Origin of the sequence: Succinimonas amylolytica DSM 2873 (assembly GCF_000378405.1) — a bacterium.
Classification (GTDB): Bacteria; Pseudomonadota; Gammaproteobacteria; order Enterobacterales; family Succinivibrionaceae; genus Succinimonas; species Succinimonas amylolytica.
In genome coordinates this window covers 64,296-82,240 of the sequence record NZ_KB899636.1, presented here as the reverse complement: position 1 = coordinate 82,240, position 17,945 = coordinate 64,296, and the positions used below count along the sequence as shown (strand labels likewise).

Below are 17,945 nucleotides of genomic sequence, written 5' to 3'. Positions count from 1 at the left end.
CACGGCAATTATAGCAATTTGCTACGGTTTGTCCATTGTTTTATGATTCGAGGAATTGCCGGACCTTTTCTTTATTCCGGTTATTCCAGTCTTATTTCAAAGGATACCGGTTCTCCGCTGTTTTCCCGGGTCAGTACTGTGGCTGTCGTGGTATCCGGTTCCTCGTCGCAGCCTGAAACAGCATCGCAGTCCAGAGCTGAGCTGATCCGGAAAACCTGATCTCCCACCTCGGAAGCCAGTTCGTACTCGCTTTTTCTGAAGAATACCACTACCACTGCCCTGAGCGCGGCAAGTCTCTGAGAAAGCTCATCCAGAAGCGAGAGATACCAGTTCCGCCGGTCATCGGTATTTCCATGCCGGTCCGCATTTATGAGAATAGTGTTCTCAGTTTCGTTTTTGATGCGATGTGCCAGAAGCAGATTCGTGATTTCGAGAGCGGCTTCCGCGGGGTCAGTGCCGTTTCCCGGCAGTGCCAGTTCGATTTTCGGGAACTGGAGCGAATATTTCTCATTAATGATTTGCGAGCTTTCGTAGATATTCTGTCCCAGAAGCATCCAGTCCCGTTCTCCGGAAACGTAGATATAGTGCATGCTTTCAGGATCGGCGTGCAGCACCCAGGAGGCGACAAGACGGCGTCTTATTTCTGGTGATGAGCATACGGCATAGATTCCGGGAAGAAAAGAAGGTTCCATAAAGCTGTCTTCGTCTGTTACCGGAGAAAAACGCAGGATTTCGGGAAGTCTTTTTCCGGAAGCGTGAATGATTCTGTCCAGACTCAGAAGCCGCTGTTTGAAGTCCTCCCGATCCCGGGTCAGGTATTCCACCACATTTTGCCAGGGGTAAGAAAGACTGAGAGTTTCGCATCTTATGCCCAGCGAGGCCAGTTCACCCTTGATGATCTCAGTAAGACCGCGCCAGTCCGGATCCCCGGAATCAACCAGATAGCAGATACGATTAAGCGGCAGCTGGCTCATTACCGTGATAAGCTCGCCGATATTGGCACTGTTTCCCAGAGCGATTACCGGAGCGCCTACCTCCAGAAGTGCCAGTGCCTCCAGTTCCGTAAAGGTAATAAACAGCCGGTCTGCATTCGGCGGGATAAGAGGATTGAACAGACTGTCCCGGCCGTAGTAGAGTCTGAAGGCACTGTCCTCGGGCTCTTCGAGATTTATAGCCAGAAAGCCGTAGATTCCGTGTGGAATAATTACTGCCGGGAAGGTGTCCCCGTTGGCCCCCTTGAATTCCGGATCCATTCCGAGGTTGTATTTCTGAATAATATCCTGAGAGAGTCCGATATCTCTGAAATACTCCGTATCCCGGACTCGGGAAGCGCATTCCCTGAGATATGCGGAATAGTCAACAGCCTTTTCCGGCTGGGCGCGGGACCCCACCTGGCGGATACCGGAGCTTCTGATCCTGGGGGGCTGAATAGCCTCTTCTGGCAGAAAAAGCTCACACGCTCTGTTAAACTGCTCGGCATAGGTATTTAAGCCGCAGTCAATTCCCAGAACTCCGAAGATGTCATAGGTGGCGCCGCATCCGAAACAGTGGACGGTATTGTCCTTGGGATTGAAGCTCATCATGGGGCGGGAATCGCGATGAGCCGGGTTCAGGCAGTTAAAATATCCGCTGGGCAGAATTCCTCTTTTTTTCAGATACTGGGGAAGCATGCTTTTAAGATATTCCTTGGCCTTTTCACGATCCATATAAATATGTCTCCGTTGTAATGCTGTTGTTTTGGTCAGTCCTGAAAAGTTTCGCTAGTAATTTTCCTTCAGGGGGCGGTTTTCTGCCAGAAATTTCAGAACTTCGCTGCCTGTCAGGAGTCCCGCAGAAGCGGTAACGCACATAAGAGCTCCGAATGCAGGAATATCGGTTCCTTCCGGAGAAGCTTCCTTTCCGGACACTCCCTTTTCGGTGCTGAACACGGCGGTAATGCCCATGCGCTCCGGGGCGGCCGGGTAGCCGTATTCTCTGCGGAGAAGGCTGCGAAGCCGTGAAAGCAGGGCATCATTAAAGGTGGCTGACAGGTCTGCGGTCTTCAGGAGTCCGGCGTTTTTTTTACCGCCGGCCCCGCCGGAGACAATGATTTTTTTGTGAAGCCTGCGGTGCACATGATGAATCAGGGCTGCTTTTGCCGGCAGATCGTCAATGGCGTCAATATAGATATCCGCGTCATCAGGAACTGTTTCCGCCATGCCGGTGCCGGTAAGCCTGTCTGTGATAATCCGCAGGTCGGCCTGGGGGTTAATGTCCGAAAACCGGTTTTTCAGCACGGCAGCCTTTAACTGTCCCAGAGTGCTCTGCATGGTATGAAGCTGTCTGTTGGAATTACTGTCTTCAATAGTGTCGCAGTCCAGCATGGTGATTTTGCCGATACCGGAGCGGATCAGTGATTCGGCACACCAGGATCCTACTCCGCCGACGCCGGCAATAAACACGTGCGCAGCAGTGAAATTCCGGAAGGCGTTTTCTCCGTATACTGCCCGGATTCCCCGGAAGCGGTGCTTGATTTCATCTGTAATAATCATAGTACTAATTTTTATGAAGGCGGAATCATCATCTGTATTCAGGAAATACCGGAAAATTGAGCCCTGTTAGCAATTAAAAATCTGATTTGTAGTATTATTCTAACAGAAAGCCGGTTTTGCGCGACACTATGCAGATCAAACGCAGAGTAAATCCTTTGCTTCCAGCAGCGCAATTTAAGTATGCAGTCATTCTGCGAACGGCTGCCACTAGCTACCATTATGTTTTACTGAGAGATTATTTCATGGCATCTACTTCTGATTTGGATATGCTTGTCAACCGACTTGCGGCTTCTCTGAAAAATGACAATCTGATGATCCCGGCCATGCCGGAGCTGGTCAGCAAGCTGAGCCGTCTTGTCGGGAACCCGAATCTTACTACCAAAGAGCTGGCCCGGGTGATTGGTTCCGATACCGGAGTTACCGCACAGGTTATCAGAATGTCTCAGACTTTGCGGTATTCCAATCCCGGAACCACTATTACGTCTCTTCCGGCTGCCATAAGCCGTATCGGGCTGAACAGTACGGTGTCCATGGCGCTGGCTTTGGCTATTGAACAGAGCTTTTATTTTCGGAACCCGGTGGTTGTCAGATACTGCCATGCCGAGCTGGCCCGGGGCTTTATGATCTGCTCCTATGCCCTGACGATTTGCAGTCTCCGCTACGGAATCATGCCGAATCTGGTTTTTGACTACGTGGTGCTGGCCAGTGCTCTTCTTAATATCGGATATCTGCCGTTTCTGGTAGAAGTGGACACCTATGTTCTGGCCCAGGGGAAGAGCTACAGTCTGGAGTACGATGCCCTCAGGGCTGCGGCCGATAAAATCAGGTATCCTCTGGGAACGGCGATTCTCAGACACTGGCGGTTTGACAAGTCATTCGAAAGTGTCATGAGTCAGGAGCCTGACAATACGGTGGAGTTTTATACCAATTCTCTGGCTTTTGCCAGACAGTTTATCGAATATGCCGAAGCGAACGGCATTCCCGTTCACGAGCCTGCCACTCCAGACGAGTCGTACGCTCCCCTTACGGATGAGGAGTCAGTTGCCCGGATTCGGAGCTGGATGCGGGAACAGGGGCTGGTGGATGAGAGGGAATAGCCTATGAATACCGGCGAGATTAATGAATTCTTTGATATGCTGGAAGGGCGAATCACCGCTCTTCAGACCTCCGAAAAGGAGCGGGATGAACTCCGGGAGACGGTGAAGAAGCTTTCGGAGGAAAAGAGCGCTCTTGAGTCTGAGCTTAGTGAGTCCCGGAGTGAGAATCTTCGTATTATGGAAAACCAGAAGAACTGGACTGAAAGAGTCCGGAGCCTTTTGAGCCGGATGGAGGCTCCGTAGCTTTTCTGTTTTCTTTTGCTGCCGGAACCGTTTCCGGCAGTTCTGTCATGCTTCTCAGCTCCTATTCAATCTGTGCGATATCGTCGATCTGCACGTTGCCGTTGGCGGTGCCGATGGGAACAAGAAGAGCCGCACTGTCATAAACTTCAACTGTTTTCAGGGGAGTCTTGGCACGATCGCTGGTAAAGCGGAGATTTCCGTCTTTATCAGTAAACATTCCCCGGTGATCGATAAAGAATCTGGTACCCTGTTTCAGATTGTTCTGGCGTCCCAGATTGACGAGAACGCTGCCGGTAGCGGCATCAACCTTGAGGATGCGGGCCAGAGGCCGGCGGCAGGCCACGATTTGTGCGGCTTCCCGGGTGCCTTTTTCCAGCACCTTCCTGACCTCCTGACCGTATGGGGAATCCCAAAATTCCCGGCTCTGTACCCCGGATCTGCCGTAATCAGCCTTCCATTCTGCTGCACCGCGGTAGTCACTTCCGGAAATCAGTTCTCCGGTCAGTCCGTCAAACAGATAAAAGCTGACACCGAATTGCCGGATATCATCTCCGAAGGTACGGTTCAGCCAGCCGTCGTCCGGCCGGGAACGGGAGAGATCCCTGATAACGCCGGTCAGAATATATTCGGTGTCAAAATTCCGTGCCAGCTGCCGGAGGGTGGTGTCCAGTCTTTTGCTGTCCGGAGCGTGCCGGAGCGGATCAATTCCGAGGTTTTTGTCATAGAAGGAGCGGCTGATTACTCCGCCGAATCCGGAAATAGTTCTGGTAACCACCTTGGTGATTTCGGCATTGATGCCCTGGAGACCGTGCGTGCTTTCCTGAAACTGTTCGGAATCGTAGGTAAAGAGCACCGGCATAACGGTTTTCTTCCAGGCAGCGCCCAGACACTGATTCTGTACCGTGTCCACGAATACTCTTATTTTTACTTTGAAGAAGCTGCCGTCCTTTTTTTCGGAAAGCAGGATATACTGTCTGATATTGCCGGATGCCGCGATATTGAAGCTGTCATCGGAGATTACCCCGTCCCTGACATTCTGGCTGGAGGTGATAAAAGATCCCGATTCCAGCATTACCTGCCGCATGGCATCGTCGATAGCTTCCTGTCTGGCAGCCGGAGTGTCTCCGTTGCGGATCTGGGCAGAGCCTTCCGCCTCGAACCACTGGGCGAATGCTGTTCCGGTCCCTGCAAGAAAAAGGAAGAGCAGAATAATGATATATTTCAGCATAGTGATGGCTTCCTGAAAATTGACTCCCGGCATAATGATTGCATTATACATACCAGAGGAGATGTGCCAAAAAAATATCATTCCCGGTACAGGACAGAGGTTACATTTATGATAAAAGCGTTCTTATACAGTGTGGCGGTGTTTATGCTGACAGTTCTGACAGGCTGTTCCTCTCCGCCGCCGGCACCGGTGCAGAATCCGCCAGCCGCCGAAGAACAGGCACTGCGGCAGCGGTCGCATGAAGGACTCAAGCCGTATGCTGATCGACTGGTGGAAGAGGTTGTTCGGTCAGTTCCGGATTCCGGCGAAAAGCCCCGGGTGGCTATTGCCACGCCGGTGGACGTGGCTTCGCTGGAGCATACTGACTGGCTGGGGCGGGAGCTGGCGGAGTATTTTGTGGCCGGACTGCATCGCCAGGGCTATCGGGTTCTGGAATACAAGCTTACTGGCTGGCTGGAGATTACCCCGAATGGTGACTATATTTACAGCCGGAACTGGCAAAAACTTGCCGGCAAGGCGAACATAACTCACATTTTAAGCGGTACTATGAGCCGCAACGATGACGGAGTCATGATTTACGGCCGGCTGGTTAATATGAAAAATTCCGTAGTTGAGGGGGCATCTGATATCTTTATTCCTTATCAGGAGCTGCCGGAATGCTATCGCAAGTATCCCCGGACCTGTGGTGACCATCCGGTATACGATCCGGCCATGACCAGGAGTGGCGGGAATGCGAACAAAAGGAGTGGCGCGGGGGCTCCGGCTTCCGGGAAAGCCACGGCGGCGCGGAAGCCCTCCGGAGCAACACCTGCTTCCGGTAAAACAGCCAGGGCTTCAGGAAAACCGGCAGTCAGGAAGGATTCCGGGAAGCCGGCATCGGCCGCTTCAGAAAGCGTTCCGCCGCGGGTTAACGGGGCCGAGGCTACCAGCCGTGGCAATGCTGACATTCCCTGTGCCTACTGCAACGGAATGTCCTCATGCCGTGCCAAATGCGTAAATCCCGAGATCTACCCGGCATCCAGCATGATTTACAACGATACCATTATCAGGGATGTCAGAAACCAGAGTCAGTATGACAGACGATAGCAAGGGGGCTATATGAAAACTTTATTAATAGCGGCAGTCCTGGGGAGTCTTCTTTTTCTGGCGGGAGGCTGTTCTTCCGGCTATGATGGTAACGGCGTTCAGGAATTGTCACGTTATCCGATTATGAGAGCCACCGGCTATGCCATTATTTCCCGGCAGCCGGGACCCACCGGAGATGATCGGATTCTTCAGGCTATGAGAGCTTCCAAACTCGATGCTTACCGGGAGCTCAGTGAACAGGTTTTCGGGCAGCAGCTCATTGCGAATACCGATCTGCGGGACAATATTCAGACCGACAACGAGCTCAGGGCCAGAACGGCAGGAATTATCAAGGGGGCCCGGGTGATCCGGTCGTATCCTCTTAATAACACCTACGTTACCGAACTGGAGCTGGACAGCAGGCTGATCTATGATCTTTATAAAATGCGTGGTGCCCTGTAGCCCCCAGTTTTGCCTGAGTGTCCGCGAGAGAGTGTTTTGGCCGGGAAATCAGGCCTCGAAGTCCAGATGAAGTCCGGCCAGAGCGTTCTTATTGCCTCTTTCGTCATACGTAACGGTAGAGGTATCCCGGATTTGCACCAGCGAGGATGACAGCCGTCTGCTGGCGGCCAGGTTGAGTTCAATGAGCCGGCCGTTGACCTCGTTTTTTCGTTTTACCTCTGCCAGCCGCTCCAGAAGCAGGTTTTTAGCCCTGAGAAGATCGGTTTTCAGGAGATCCTTTTCCGGATGGTTTTTTATGGAGCTGTCGTTGGTTTGAATTTTAAGAAGAATGTCGGTTTTGACCTTTGATAGTTCCGGGAGCTCCAGGGCTTTTCTCTCCTTGAGGAGGCTGAATTCCTGATCCAGAGCTTCCTCAAGCCGGGTCAGAAGCTGAGCCTGTTCTTTAAGAATTTCCCTGATAGTGCGTTCTGCCATACTGCTGAGTTCTCCATTTCCATTGTGCGGATATGCGGAATTGCTACGCTGCGTTCCTGGTACATGGTACTCCGGAGGCAATTTTTCTGAAAGAAAAAAACTTCCGGATTGCGGCTCTGGAAGTAATCCGGGAATGCTGGTGAACACAAAAACCGCGGCGGCAACCACGGTTCTTGCGGTGGATTCCGGGAATCAGGAAAGTGCTTCGGCAAATTCCCTTTCGCTAGAAAGAATATGGCTGGCCAGTTTTTCAAAGTCAATATGATAGCTGCCGCTTTCAATAGCCTTTCTGATCGCCTCTACTTTTGCAGGATCAATGCCGTCTGCCTTTTCTGCTCTTGCTGCGGCGGCACTCATGGTCTGGGCGGTGTCGGTGATTCTTACGTTGTCGCTATCGCCGCCTGCCGTTTCTGAAGTCCTGGAAGCGGTCCCGCTGTTCTTCACATAACCGGTCTGCACCTGACGCTGTACGGACAGACTCTGGTTGTTCATAATATCAATGGACATTTTATAACTCCTCAGCCCCGGGGGCGTTTGGTCAAAATGAGGGTTGTCTCTTGACCTTGTAGCGGCAGGAACGTAAATATCTTTAGGGAGTTTTTCTGAAAAATGGCAGTTTTTTTGACAGCTGCCGCAAAACGTAAAACATTATCCGGAATAGACCGGATAACGGGGGGCTGACGGAAAATTCCGGCGCTACATGTCGATTCTTACCAGGGAGGAGTCTACCACCCGGGCTTTGACGGTTTTGCCGCTTTTGCTGTTTTTCACTCTGATAAAGTCGCCGTAGGAGCCGTCCTGCATAGCTTCCCCGCGGGTTCTTATGCTGAAACTTCCTCCGGCGGCCTCGATATCAATTTCATCCCCCTGGCAGATGACGCAGATCTGATTGCTGAGCACCGGCTGTCCGGGTTTGAGATCCCGCTTGGTTCTGATGCCGTTCAGAAGTTCCGGATCCGTAAAGGAGGTACCGCGGTTCAGAACCTTGTCCATGTAGCCGATGGTCAGATTATCTCGGGTGAGGATGCTGTTTTTTGGCACGGCGGCGATTACGGTGACAAAAGGTGTTTTTATGATAACTCTGGCGGTGAGGTAAAAATGCCACGGCGTGGTGTCGCTCTTGCATTCTGTTTTTATGGAATTGTTTTTGCGGATTTTGTCAGCTGCCACGGAAAATGTCACGACTCCTTCGCAGATCGGGTAGTCCCGTTTGGGGACGGAGGCAACGGAAATCTCGGCAGTTTCTCCATCTTCCAGGGTGAGCTCTCCTTCAAGCCATTCCCGGGCCTCTTCGGCAAGCTCCTCATTGTACTCGCTGTCTGCAAGGCTGTCTTCCGGGATGCCGCCAAAGCATGAAACTGCCGTCAGGAAGACCAGAGACTTAAAAAAAGTGTTATCCATTTTATAAAATCACTCTTTGGAAATACCGGAACTGTCAATATCATGACAATATTATATGATAAGGAAAACTTCCTATGTAAAGAGCGGTATGCAAGATAAGAACCATATCCGTTTCCGCGGTCCGGTGCGGGAGGCGGAGATTTTGAGGGGCAGTTCGGAACGGTGAATTCCGTGCGGGAATAAGGAGCATTTATGGCGGGAGTATTGGATTCGGTCAATCAGCTGACTGAGCTTGTAGGGCAGAACCGATTAGAGCTTCTTCTTTTCCGTCTGCCGGGCCGGGAGCAGCTTTACGGGATAAACGTATTCAAGGTGAAAGAGGTTCTGGAGTGCCCGCATCTCACCGCCATGCCGAGGCTTAACAAAAATGTGAGAGGCGTGGCTCATGTTCGGGGACAGACCATTTCCATAATTGACATGGGGCTGGCCATAGGCGGCAAGATGAATCATGATCTGGAGCACAGCTATGTCATCATTACGGAATATAACAGATCCGTGCAGGGGTTTCTGGTGGGAGGTGTCGACAGAATTGTAAACCTGGACTGGAGTTCCATTATGCCTCCGAAGGTGGTGGGCAAGACCAATTATCTGACAGCGGTAACCCAGGTTGACAAGCAGCTGGTGGAAATTCTGGATGTTGAAAAGATTCTGGATGAGATTGCTCCTAATGACAAGAATGTCAGTGAAACAGTGGTGGAGGAGTTCCGGAAAGAGGAGGCGGAAATCGAGTCCAAAATGCCGGACAGACCCAGAATTATCCGGAAAGTTATGGTGGCCGATGATTCCTCTGTGGCCCGTAATCAGGTCAAGCGCGCCCTGAAATCCATCAATCTGGAGTCAATTGTGGTAGAAAACGGCCAGCAGGCTTTGGACAAGCTTCGGGAGCTGGCAAAGAACGGCCCGATTCAGGAGCAGATAGGCCTTCTTATTTCAGATATTGAAATGCCTGAAATGGATGGCTACACCCTGACAGCCAATATTCGTCAGGATCCCAAGCTGGCGGTTTTGAAGGTTATTCTCCACACGTCCCTGTCCGGGGTGTTCAATCAGGCCATGGTTAAAAAGGTCGGGGCAGACAACTTTATTGCCAAGTTTAATCCTGATGAACTGGCAAAGGCCGTGCGCAAGCTGATGGATGAGGGGGAGGAAGAGCTGTTTCAGGCGATTCGGAATAACTGATGAACAACGTAGCTGACTGGTCCGTAAGTCCGGAGACATACCGAGAATTCTGCGCTTTTCTGCAGGAGCGCTGCGGCATCGTTTTGGGGGCTGATAAGGAATACCTTATCAGAAGCCGTCTGGTGTCTCTGCTGCCGCAGTTCCGTGTTGTCAGTCTGGATGCTCTGCTGCAGAAGGTGATACGGAGCGACAACCTGACTCTTGAAAGAATTGTAATCGATGCCATGACCACCAATGAAACCTTCTGGTTCCGGGATGTGTATCCTTTTGAAATTCTGGGGAGCAGAATTCTTCCGGAGGTGGTACGGGAACGCAGCCGGATCCGGATCTGGTCGGCGGCCTGTTCCTCGGGACAGGAGCCCTACTCCATAGCCATGGTTGTCCGGGAGCAGGAGAAAAAGCTTCCGGAACTGAAGTCTGCCGTAGTTGACATTGTGGCATCGGATATTTCTGATTCTATGCTGGGGATCGCCCAGAATGGGGTTTATGATTCCCTGGCCATGTCCCGCGGTCTCAGTGCCGAAAGAAGACAGGAGTTTTTCGAGGTCTGGGATCAGGATACTGGCGCCTTCCGGATTTCCGAGGATATCCGGAAGATGGTGTCATTTAAAAGAGTCAACCTTCTGGGGAACCTTCTGGTTCTGGGGAAGTTTGACATTATATTTTGCCGCAATGTTCTTATTTACTTCTCCAGAGAGGAAAAGCTCCGTATTGTAAAGAGCTTTGCCGGAATGCTCAGGCCTGGAGGCTATATGTTCCTGGGAAGTTCCGAGTTTATGACGGGCATTGAAGACAGCTTTGAGATGATCCGTCTCAATCCCGGGATTATTTTCAGGCGTCTTGACTGAGCTCAGTATTTTCAGCCTTCCCCGAATGCCGGGGTCATATGGCATGAATCTTGAATCAATCTGTCCGGAGATGACACTGGTGTCAGCGATTTGGCGGGGACAGACTTATGAGCATTTCTTTTGACAATCTCTTCGGGGTGCATACCCGGGCTCTCAATCTCAGAAACAAAAGAGCGGAAATTCTGGCTGGCAATCTGGCCAATGCCGATACCCCGGGCTATAAGGCTCAGGATCTTGATTTCAAATCTGCCATGGACCGGGCTCTTAAAGAGCAGGGAGTGCATTCCGGCACGAATCTTGCTGTAACGAATCAGAGGCATCTTGCAGGATCAGATATGCAGCTGGACGGAACCCGGGTTTTCCGGGAATCTTTGCAGCCGGACACCGGCGACGGCAATACCGTGGATGTCAGTGTTGAGCGTATGGCCTTTATGGGAAACAGCATTGACTATCAGACAACCCTGGCCTTTCTGAACGGCAAAATCAGCAGTCTCAGACGTGTTCTCAGCGGTGAATAGAAGGAGTATTTAAAATGAGTCTTTACGGAGTTTTAGATATTGCCGGCTCCGCCATGGCGGCGCAGTCGATTCGTCTTAATGCCACAGCATCAAATCTGGCCAACGCAGACAGCATTACTTCCAATGCGGCAGATACTTACCGTGCCAGACGGCCGGTTTTTGCCACCGCTCTTCTGGAGGCGGAAAAAAGCATGGGTTCTGTTCAGGGCATGGGAGTGCAGGTAAAGGAGGTGGTGGAATCCGCGCTGGATCCCATCAGGGAGTATATGCCGCATCATCCTCTGGCTGACCGCGACGGCTATATCTTCCGGCCGAATGTCAATCCGGTGGAGGAAATGGCCGATATGGTCAGTGCCAGCCGTTCCTATCAGACCGTGGTACAGGTGGCTGACAATGCCAAGCAGATGCTGCTTCAGACACTTAAGCTGGGTAGTTCAAGCTAACAGGGGGTAGTTTATGTCGGTTTATGATAGCATCGGACTCAGTACTGTAAGTTCGGTTAAGGCACAGAATGAGGCGGAGGCTGCGAAAAAGGGTAACAGCACCCTGGGGCAGGAGGAGTTCCTGAGTCTTCTGACCACACAGCTGTCGTATCAGGATCCCACTAATCCGGTGGATAATTCTCAGATGGTAACACAGCTGGCACAGCTCAATATGGTATCAGGCATAGCTTCTCTCAATGACAGTGTCAACGACCTGACAGCAAATGTTACCTCGTCGCAGGCTCTGATGGCCTCAGGACTGGTGGGACAGGACGTGAAGCTTAATACCAACAGTGCCTACTTTAACGGTACCGATGCCACGCAGTTTATGATTGATGCCGGATCCGGCGCTACTGGTATGAAGGTCAGCATTACCGATGCCTCCGGAGCTCTGGTGAATGAGATTGATCTCGGAGACGGCAGCGGCGACATTAATCTTTACTGGGACGGAACCGACAAGAACGGCAATACGGTACCCAGCGGAAACTACAGCTTCGCGGTAACCGGAAGACAGAACGGAGCCAATACCGCGATTCCGGTATACGGTTACGGCACTGTGTCCAGTGTGACTCTCGGGAACGGTATTAAGGATACAGTGCTGAATCTCCAGGGCGGTGGCACTATTCAGATGTCCGAGGTCAAGAATTTCGGGTAGTGGTTTCAGAAAATCACGGCATAAGAGGCAGGATCGGAAGGTTCTGCCTTTTAATTTTATGGGGAGTTTGGGAAGAAGTACCCTGGAAATTTATTTTATTGCACCAGTTTTCTGAAGGCGGGAGGGCTGGTATTTTGCAGGGCGCGGTTTCCGGATATTAGCGGCTGGAGTTGTTGATAAGATTGTTGATAAGATTATTGATAAGATTGTTGATAAAACTGTGTATAAACAGCCCGAAAGTTGCTGCGCCAGCGCTGTCCGGAGAGTTTTGTCATTATCCTGGTTATTTCATAAGGGAGGCGTTACATCGGGTTTCTCCGGATTTGTGTCTGATACTGTTTTCGGCATCGTCGGCGAGCTTTATGCTGACATTTCGGGAGGCTACGGTCAGGCTGCCCAGAAACCACATCAGAAATATGCAGTTCCACAGCGGATAGGGAATCAGGTTCACCGCCTCCGGCATGTTATAGGTTTTCAGGAGCAGTTCGTCATTCAGAATCCCGTAGGAATACTCGGCTGCGATCACCAGGATATTGAATAGCCCGAAGAGGAGAATGATGAAAAAAAACAGCTGAAAGATGTTGGATCCCAGCATGCAGGCGGTTTCGGAAAGAAGCTTGCGCAGGGAGAGCCAGGGAAGGCGTTCCCGAAGCTCGAGAATAAGATATCCGGAGACCAGTCCCGGAATCATGGCAAGTATGGCAATGCCAAGCAGCAGTAGCTGGCGTTCCTGGTAGCCGATGATATCCGGCGTGTCCTGCAGTATGGCTGTTATGCAAAATGCCAGCGGAAAAGCGCTCAGGACTCCGCAGAACAGGGCCGGCACCAAAGCTGTTTTTAGAGAGTCTCCCAGCTTTTGGCGATCCCTGGAATGTCGTAACGGCGGCAGAATGCCGGTTTTGGAAAGCACCGGGGTAATCAGCATGAGCCCCGGGCCAGTGACCGCACCTGCAAGCAGGTATGCGAGGCTTTTCAGGAAAAGTGTCTGACTGTGAAACGGACTCATCAGGCCTGCCAGTGTGGCGCCGGAGCTCCATAAGACCCGCAGGCTGTAATTCCAGATTCCGTAATCGGGATTCTGGTTCTGGGGATCCGGGGCCGGGCGGTTATGGTTATGCTGCTGCGAATTCATAGGAGAAGAAACCTTCGGAACCGGGGGAGACAAATGATATTCAGGTAGATACCGGTTCAGGGAATCTATTTTAACGGCCTTCCTATAAAAGTAAATCTGCGGGCAGGTTAGTGGATTCCCGGGGAGCGGAACTTAATATCCTGGTGTTTCGGAAAATCGGAAAACCGGCGGTAATCCGCCGCTGCTGCCGCTGTAGCTGGCAAAATCATGTCGGGAATTTTTGCCGCAGTTAACCTGCTTTTCGCAGGCTGTTCCGGATTTTTGACGATTTTTTCAGGAAGAATCCGGAAATATTTGCAGGATATTGTGATTTGATTCAAATCTTTGGGGAAATAACGAAGAGAATTCCGATATGGCACAGTGGTTGCATTAGATGGAATGAAGGAATCAGCAGTCCTGCAAAAGAATTTTAAACAACGACAACGGAAGGAGAGTTCGTATGTCAATGAGTATTTCCGTAAGTGGCATCAATGCGGCGCAGAAGCACCTTGATGTTACCTCCAACAATATCGCCAACGTCAATACTATTGGTTTCAAGAATTCCCGGGCGGAATTTGCGGATATGTATGCAAATTCCATTTTTACCGATAACCGCACTGCTGTAGGTAACGGCGTTCAGACTGCCTGCGTTTCCCAGCAGTTCAGTCAGGGGTCTCTGACCACTACCAAGAACGCGCTGGATCTGTCCATTAAGGGCGATGGCTTTTTTGTGCTGTCTCCTGATGCCAATTCCCTGGATCGCACCTATACCCGGGCCGGAGCCTTCCAGTGCGATGATGACGGCTATGTGGTTAATTCCATGGGCAGCTATCTTCAGGTTTATGATGTCAATAACGACGGTACGGTAAAATCGGTCAGTCTGGATTCCACGCATCCTCTGAGAATTCCCAGCTCTGCTGGATCCCCGGAAATGACTACTAGGGTAGATTCCAGCATGACCCTGCCGGCAGATACTCCTTACCTGAATGTAAAGAGTTTTGATCCTCTGGATTCCACCACCTTTAATGCCTCCACCTCGGTTAAGGTTTATGATTCCCTGGGCGAGGCTCATACCGCTACCTATTACTTTATCAAGGATCAGGAAGCTCAGGGGGCGGCCACAGATGCCAATACCTGGCAGATGTTTATGTTTATCGATGACAAGCCGGTTGACATTGAAAATGGCAATGACAAAGAATTTATTGCGCCGTCTTCTCTGTCAAAGGCGGGGTTTAAGCTTAAAAGCGCACAGATTGTCTTTGATGACAAGGGAAACGTAAAAACCAATGATACCGGTGAAATTACTGGCTATACTCCCGCCATCATTAAAACCGTGGCTTTGGGAACAGCTCCTGTTGCAGAATACGGTGGGGACAAGATTATCACCTCCGGAGCCAATGCGGAACAGCAGATCGAATACCTGTTCGGCAAGAATCTCCATATGTACGGCGGTACCTCGTTCTCAGTGGAGGCCATAAGTCAGAACGGTTCTACTGTTGGGCAGCTTACCAACGTGCAGATTGACGACAAGGGCATTGCCAGTGCCACCTATTCCAACGGCACCAGCGCCAAGCTCGGCATGATTGCCATGGCGAATTTTGCAAATCCGCAGGGCCTTACTCAGATTGGCGACACCTGCTGGAGGAAGTCCCTGGATTCCGGAGACGCCGTTCCCTGCCAGGCTACTGTCGGTACTGCGGGGGCTATTCAGTCGTCCGCGCTGGAGGAGTCCAATACCGATCTGGCGACCCAGCTGGTGGAGCTTATTACGGCCCAGAGACATTACCAGGCGAACTCCCGGGCTCTTGAGGTCAACAATACGGTGATGGACAGCATCCTCAACGTCAGGTAGTCCTGATAATACTGCTGAAGACTGCTCCCGGTTCTCTCCCCGGGGCGGTTTTTTGTCGGGATCCGGCAGGATTCCGACACTCTGGGAGAGAAATAGCCGTTTTTTCTATACTGCCTGTAGCCGGATTTCCGGTTTTTGTCGTTTTTACGGCCTTTTTCCTGGTGCTTTGCCTTCTCATTTCTCTGTTTCTCTGAGATTTTCCCGCTTTTCTGTTTACTGGCATGACATTTGCTTCTCTATAAATATCAGTACAAGAGGTAACGATTATGGACAGAATGCTCTATATCGCCATGTCAGGCGCCAAAGAAAACTTTCATGGCATTGCACTTCACGGCAACAACCTGGCTAACGCGTCCACTACGGCCTTCAAAGCGGATCTGGAACAGGCCAGAACCATCAATGCCTACGGTCCCGGGTTTAAATCTCGGGCTTTTTCCATGACTGAGAGACCGGGCTACAACCTGGAATCTGGCACTTTGATGACTACCGGCAGGGATCTGGATCTGGCGGTTCGCGGGGAGGGCTACTTTGCGGTACAGGACCGCAATGGTGCGGAGGCATATACCAGAAATGGCAGTCTGACCATTGATGAAAACGGCGTCCTAAAGACCTCAAACGGACAGATACTCCTGGATGATTCCGGAAACGAGATTGTGCTTCCGGTGCCGCTGGATAAGGTATCCATAAACAATGACGGCGTGATAAGCGGCCGGCCGGCCGGAGCGGATATTACCATTGTGGAGGAATTTGCCCAGATTAAGCTGGTCAAGATTCCCGATAATCTGACGGTCAAGGGGGCGGACGGACTGTTCCGTCCGGCAGACGGGGGGACTGTGCCCTTCAATGAAGATGTCGGTGTGATAGGAGGTGCTCTGGAGGCCAGCAATGTCAATGTGGTTCATGAGATGACCAGCATTATCAGTCTGCAGCGGCAGTTTGACATGCAGCTCAAGATGATGCGGAATGCCGAGCAGAATGACGAAGCTCAGAATTCCCTGCTCAGAATGTCATAAACACGTCAGCTGATAATGGCATGGACCTTGCAATATTGATAGTACCTGAAAACTATTAACGGATTTTTGAAAAGAGGAATAACGTATGATACCGGCATTGTGGATTAGCAAAAGCGGACTGGATGCGCAGCAGACCAATATTTCCGTTACCTCGAACAATCTGGCCAATGCTTCAACAGTAGGCTACAAGAAAGGGCGGGCCGTATTTGAGGATCTGCTTTATCAGAATGTGAATCAGCCGGGTGGCCGTTCCTCTGCGGATACTACGCTGCCTTCGGGACTGATGCTGGGGGCCGGTGCCAAGGTGGTTGCTACCCAGAAGCAGTTCGGTCAGGGGGACGTGCAGACCACCAATAATACTCTGGATCTGATGATTTCCGGCGATGGCTTTTTTGAGATACAGATGCCGGATGGCACCACCAAATATACCAGAAACGGCCAGTTTACCCTGAATCAGGAAGGAACTATTGTTACCGTGGGCAGCGGCTACCCGCTGCTGCCGGAGATTCAGGTTCCGGAAAATGCCAAGAGCATTACCGTGGGCAAGGATGGCCAGGTAAGCATAACCACTGCTGATCAGGCCGAATCCCAGGTTCTGGGGCAGATTACTGTTACCACTTTTGTTAACAATACCGGTCTTGAGCCCATCGGAGAAAACCTTTTTGCCGAAACCTCGGCATCCGGGGCTCCAATTCAGGGTATTGCCGGCGCTGACGGCGTGGGCACCATCAATCAGTGCTGTCTTGAAGTCTCCAATGTTAATGTTACTGAGGAGCTGGTTAACCTCATTACTGCCCAGAGAGTATATGAAATGAACTCCAAGGTTCTTCATACAGTGGATCAGATGATGGGCAATCTGGTTCAGACGCTTTAATACCGGTATTAGTACCAGCTCCCTGATTGTTTAGTACCGGAGTTCCGGTGCCGGAACCGGCCGGGGAGCATTCAGAATTTTGACAGCCTGGAAATACAATGCGGGTTTTCCCGGGAAAGAGAGAAAAAGTTATAGCCTCCGGAGGGTGATTTTATGAACAGAACGATAGCAGCCCTGACATTTGCCGGCATTGCAGTGTTAAATGCCGGGTGCGCCGGCATGATGGATCCGGTGCCGGATGATCCCAAGTACGCTCCGGCGCTTCCTGAGGATACGGTGGCGGACATTGTTCCCGACGGATCGATTTTCGGAATTGCCAGACCTGACAATCTGTACACTGATATCAAGGCCCACCGGGTGGGAGACATTATCAGCGTGGAGCTTCGGGAAAGTACCCGTGCCAGCAAGAATGCCAGCAATGAAACCGAAAAGAAGAACAAAAACAGCCTTTCCGCACTGACTCTTGGCGGAAAACCGGTCAGAATCGGCGGCTATACCACCGAGGCCGGAATGGGAAGTTCCGGAGACTTTTCGGGATCGGCAAAGGCCTCTCAGAGTAACAGTCTTACCGGCAATATTTCTGTGAGCGTGGTCAAGGTACTGGCCAACGGAAATCTGGTGGTGCGCGGTGAGAAATGGGTAATGCTGACCAATGGCAACGAGTATATCAGAATTACCGGCATTGTCAGATCCGAGGATGTAAATGCCGACAATACGGTTTCCTCTCAGAAAATTGCCGACGCCAGAATTCAGTACGGCGGTACCGGTGACTTTTCCAATACAACTGAAAAGGGCTGGCTGTCCAAATTCTTTAACAGCAAATGGATGCCGTTCTGACCGGGCGGAGTTCCCGGGGAATTTCCCCGGGGGATTCTGGCACATATCTTGAATAATCATAAGCAGAGATGGAGT

Annotated in this window: 20 protein-coding genes; 13 read left to right on the top strand and 7 right to left on the bottom strand. The window is 51.2% G+C overall.

The annotated features are described in order from the left end of the window. Nucleotides 1–80 precede the first annotated feature (80 nt). A complete protein-coding gene (locus F557_RS0100430; protein ID WP_019000298.1) occupies nucleotides 81–1,706 on the bottom strand; it encodes a DNA primase in 1,626 nt (541 codons plus the stop codon). 54 nt (nucleotides 1,707–1,760) lie between these two features. Continuing rightward, nucleotides 1,761–2,531 carry a tRNA threonylcarbamoyladenosine dehydratase gene (locus F557_RS0100425; protein WP_019000297.1) on the bottom strand — a complete coding sequence of 257 codons (771 nt, stop codon included), beginning with the start codon at nucleotides 2,529–2,531 and terminating at the stop codon, nucleotides 1,761–1,763. Nucleotides 2,532–2,773: 242 nt separating this feature from the next. Here F557_RS0100425 and F557_RS0100420 point away from each other — a divergent pair, with 242 nt between their 5' ends. Together F557_RS0100420 and zapB are read left to right on the top strand one after the other, a co-directional pair. Beyond that, nucleotides 2,774–3,628, top strand: a complete 855-nt coding sequence (locus F557_RS0100420; protein ID WP_019000296.1) for an HDOD domain-containing protein — start codon at nucleotides 2,774–2,776, stop codon at nucleotides 3,626–3,628. A 3-nt stretch (nucleotides 3,629–3,631) separates the two neighbouring features. Then, nucleotides 3,632–3,871 carry a cell division protein ZapB gene (gene zapB, locus F557_RS0100415; protein ID WP_019000295.1) on the top strand — a complete coding sequence of 80 codons (240 nt, stop codon included), beginning with the start codon at nucleotides 3,632–3,634 and terminating at the stop codon, nucleotides 3,869–3,871. 61 nt (nucleotides 3,872–3,932) lie between these two features. Here the strand turns inward: zapB and F557_RS0100410 are convergent, their stop codons facing one another. Next, nucleotides 3,933–5,099: a flagellar assembly protein T N-terminal domain-containing protein gene (locus F557_RS0100410; protein WP_169335140.1), complete on the bottom strand. Its 1,167-nt coding sequence runs from the start codon at nucleotides 5,097–5,099 to the stop codon at nucleotides 3,933–3,935. 108 nt (nucleotides 5,100–5,207) lie between these two features. On the opposite strand from F557_RS0100410, the gene F557_RS0100405 reads away from it, so the two are divergent. Together F557_RS0100405 and F557_RS0100400 are read left to right on the top strand one after the other, a co-directional pair. After that, entirely contained in the window at nucleotides 5,208–6,185 is a 978-nt protein-coding gene (locus F557_RS0100405) for a FlgO family outer membrane protein (RefSeq protein ID WP_026297647.1), read from the top strand. Nucleotides 6,186–6,197: 12 nt separating this feature from the next. Further along, complete coding sequence (locus tag F557_RS0100400; RefSeq protein WP_019000293.1) at nucleotides 6,198–6,626, top strand: LPP20 family lipoprotein; 429 nt, start codon at nucleotides 6,198–6,200, stop codon at nucleotides 6,624–6,626. Between the two features lie 48 nt (nucleotides 6,627–6,674). Here F557_RS0100400 and flgN read toward each other — a convergent pair whose 3' ends face one another. The 3 genes from flgN to flgA all read right to left on the bottom strand — a co-directional run bounded on the left by flgN (nucleotide 6,675) and on the right by flgA (nucleotide 8,501). Continuing rightward, nucleotides 6,675–7,100, bottom strand: coding sequence for a flagellar export chaperone FlgN (gene flgN / locus F557_RS0100395; protein ID WP_157617709.1), 426 nt, complete (start codon nucleotides 7,098–7,100; stop codon nucleotides 6,675–6,677). 192 nt (nucleotides 7,101–7,292) lie between these two features. After that, on the bottom strand, nucleotides 7,293–7,607 hold the full coding sequence (flgM, locus tag F557_RS18240; protein WP_019000292.1) for a flagellar biosynthesis anti-sigma factor FlgM: 315 nt from the start codon (nucleotides 7,605–7,607) through the stop codon (nucleotides 7,293–7,295). A gap of 189 nt (nucleotides 7,608–7,796) precedes the next feature. Next, nucleotides 7,797–8,501 carry a flagellar basal body P-ring formation chaperone FlgA gene (gene flgA, locus F557_RS0100385; RefSeq protein WP_019000291.1) on the bottom strand — a complete coding sequence of 235 codons (705 nt, stop codon included), beginning with the start codon at nucleotides 8,499–8,501 and terminating at the stop codon, nucleotides 7,797–7,799. Nucleotides 8,502–8,693: 192 nt separating this feature from the next. Between flgA and F557_RS0100375 the strand changes: the two genes are divergently transcribed. From F557_RS0100375 to F557_RS0100355, 5 genes are all read left to right on the top strand, one after another. Beyond that, nucleotides 8,694–9,680 (top strand): chemotaxis protein CheV, encoded by a 987-nt coding sequence (locus F557_RS0100375; RefSeq protein ID WP_019000289.1) that lies wholly within the window; start codon nucleotides 8,694–8,696, stop codon nucleotides 9,678–9,680. Further along, a complete protein-coding gene (locus tag F557_RS0100370) occupies nucleotides 9,680–10,528 on the top strand; it encodes a CheR family methyltransferase (RefSeq protein WP_019000288.1) in 849 nt (282 codons plus the stop codon). Before F557_RS0100375 ends, F557_RS0100370 begins: the two co-directional genes overlap by 1 nt. A gap of 107 nt (nucleotides 10,529–10,635) precedes the next feature. After that, on the top strand, nucleotides 10,636–11,046 hold the full coding sequence (flgB, locus tag F557_RS0100365; RefSeq protein WP_019000287.1) for a flagellar basal body rod protein FlgB: 411 nt from the start codon (nucleotides 10,636–10,638) through the stop codon (nucleotides 11,044–11,046). A gap of 14 nt (nucleotides 11,047–11,060) precedes the next feature. After that, on the top strand, nucleotides 11,061–11,489 hold the full coding sequence (gene flgC / locus F557_RS0100360) for a flagellar basal body rod protein FlgC (RefSeq protein ID WP_019000286.1): 429 nt from the start codon (nucleotides 11,061–11,063) through the stop codon (nucleotides 11,487–11,489). A gap of 13 nt (nucleotides 11,490–11,502) precedes the next feature. After that, nucleotides 11,503–12,183 carry a flagellar hook assembly protein FlgD gene (locus F557_RS0100355; RefSeq protein WP_019000285.1) on the top strand — a complete coding sequence of 227 codons (681 nt, stop codon included), beginning with the start codon at nucleotides 11,503–11,505 and terminating at the stop codon, nucleotides 12,181–12,183. Between the two features lie 283 nt (nucleotides 12,184–12,466). Here F557_RS0100355 and F557_RS0100350 read toward each other — a convergent pair whose 3' ends face one another. After that, a complete protein-coding gene (locus F557_RS0100350; RefSeq protein ID WP_019000284.1) occupies nucleotides 12,467–13,315 on the bottom strand; it encodes a hypothetical protein in 849 nt (282 codons plus the stop codon). 439 nt (nucleotides 13,316–13,754) lie between these two features. Here F557_RS0100350 and flgE point away from each other — a divergent pair, with 439 nt between their 5' ends. The 4 genes from flgE to flgH all read left to right on the top strand — a co-directional run bounded on the left by flgE (nucleotide 13,755) and on the right by flgH (nucleotide 17,870). Next, nucleotides 13,755–15,146: a flagellar hook protein FlgE gene (gene flgE, locus F557_RS0100340; protein WP_019000282.1), complete on the top strand. Its 1,392-nt coding sequence runs from the start codon at nucleotides 13,755–13,757 to the stop codon at nucleotides 15,144–15,146. 266 nt (nucleotides 15,147–15,412) lie between these two features. Then, the gene (locus F557_RS0100330; RefSeq protein ID WP_019000280.1) at nucleotides 15,413–16,159 is read left to right on the top strand and encodes a flagellar basal body rod protein FlgF; all 747 of its coding nucleotides are present in this window, start codon (nucleotides 15,413–15,415) and stop codon (nucleotides 16,157–16,159) included. A gap of 85 nt (nucleotides 16,160–16,244) precedes the next feature. Beyond that, nucleotides 16,245–17,033 carry a flagellar basal-body rod protein FlgG gene (flgG, locus tag F557_RS0100325; protein WP_019000279.1) on the top strand — a complete coding sequence of 263 codons (789 nt, stop codon included), beginning with the start codon at nucleotides 16,245–16,247 and terminating at the stop codon, nucleotides 17,031–17,033. A gap of 153 nt (nucleotides 17,034–17,186) precedes the next feature. Beyond that, nucleotides 17,187–17,870 carry a flagellar basal body L-ring protein FlgH gene (gene flgH / locus F557_RS0100320; protein WP_019000278.1) on the top strand — a complete coding sequence of 228 codons (684 nt, stop codon included), beginning with the start codon at nucleotides 17,187–17,189 and terminating at the stop codon, nucleotides 17,868–17,870. Nucleotides 17,871–17,945: the final 75 nt, after the last annotated feature.

Bases quoted from the DNA above. Each gene is read 5' to 3' on its own strand.
- F557_RS0100430 (WP_019000298.1), bottom strand. From the start codon at position 1,706: ATGGATCGTGAAAAGGCCAAGGAATATCTTAAAAGCATGCTTCCCCAG.
- F557_RS0100425 (WP_019000297.1), bottom strand. From the start codon at position 2,531: ATGATTATTACAGATGAAATCAAGCACCGCTTCCGGGGAATCCGGGCA.
- F557_RS0100420 (WP_019000296.1), top strand. From the start codon at position 2,774: ATGGCATCTACTTCTGATTTGGATATGCTTGTCAACCGACTTGCGGCT.
- zapB (WP_019000295.1), top strand. From the start codon at position 3,632: ATGAATACCGGCGAGATTAATGAATTCTTTGATATGCTGGAAGGGCGA.
- F557_RS0100410 (WP_169335140.1), bottom strand. From the start codon at position 5,099: ATGCTGAAATATATCATTATTCTGCTCTTCCTTTTTCTTGCAGGGACC.
- F557_RS0100405 (WP_026297647.1), top strand. From the start codon at position 5,208: ATGATAAAAGCGTTCTTATACAGTGTGGCGGTGTTTATGCTGACAGTT.
- F557_RS0100400 (WP_019000293.1), top strand. From the start codon at position 6,198: ATGAAAACTTTATTAATAGCGGCAGTCCTGGGGAGTCTTCTTTTTCTG.
- flgN (WP_157617709.1), bottom strand. From the start codon at position 7,100: ATGGCAGAACGCACTATCAGGGAAATTCTTAAAGAACAGGCTCAGCTT.
- flgM (WP_019000292.1), bottom strand. From the start codon at position 7,607: ATGTCCATTGATATTATGAACAACCAGAGTCTGTCCGTACAGCGTCAG.
- flgA (WP_019000291.1), bottom strand. From the start codon at position 8,501: ATGGATAACACTTTTTTTAAGTCTCTGGTCTTCCTGACGGCAGTTTCA.
- F557_RS0100375 (WP_019000289.1), top strand. From the start codon at position 8,694: ATGGCGGGAGTATTGGATTCGGTCAATCAGCTGACTGAGCTTGTAGGG.
- F557_RS0100370 (WP_019000288.1), top strand. From the start codon at position 9,680: ATGAACAACGTAGCTGACTGGTCCGTAAGTCCGGAGACATACCGAGAA.
- flgB (WP_019000287.1), top strand. From the start codon at position 10,636: ATGAGCATTTCTTTTGACAATCTCTTCGGGGTGCATACCCGGGCTCTC.
- flgC (WP_019000286.1), top strand. From the start codon at position 11,061: ATGAGTCTTTACGGAGTTTTAGATATTGCCGGCTCCGCCATGGCGGCG.
- F557_RS0100355 (WP_019000285.1), top strand. From the start codon at position 11,503: ATGTCGGTTTATGATAGCATCGGACTCAGTACTGTAAGTTCGGTTAAG.
- F557_RS0100350 (WP_019000284.1), bottom strand. From the start codon at position 13,315: ATGAATTCGCAGCAGCATAACCATAACCGCCCGGCCCCGGATCCCCAG.
- flgE (WP_019000282.1), top strand. From the start codon at position 13,755: ATGTCAATGAGTATTTCCGTAAGTGGCATCAATGCGGCGCAGAAGCAC.
- F557_RS0100330 (WP_019000280.1), top strand. From the start codon at position 15,413: ATGGACAGAATGCTCTATATCGCCATGTCAGGCGCCAAAGAAAACTTT.
- flgG (WP_019000279.1), top strand. From the start codon at position 16,245: ATGATACCGGCATTGTGGATTAGCAAAAGCGGACTGGATGCGCAGCAG.
- flgH (WP_019000278.1), top strand. From the start codon at position 17,187: ATGAACAGAACGATAGCAGCCCTGACATTTGCCGGCATTGCAGTGTTA.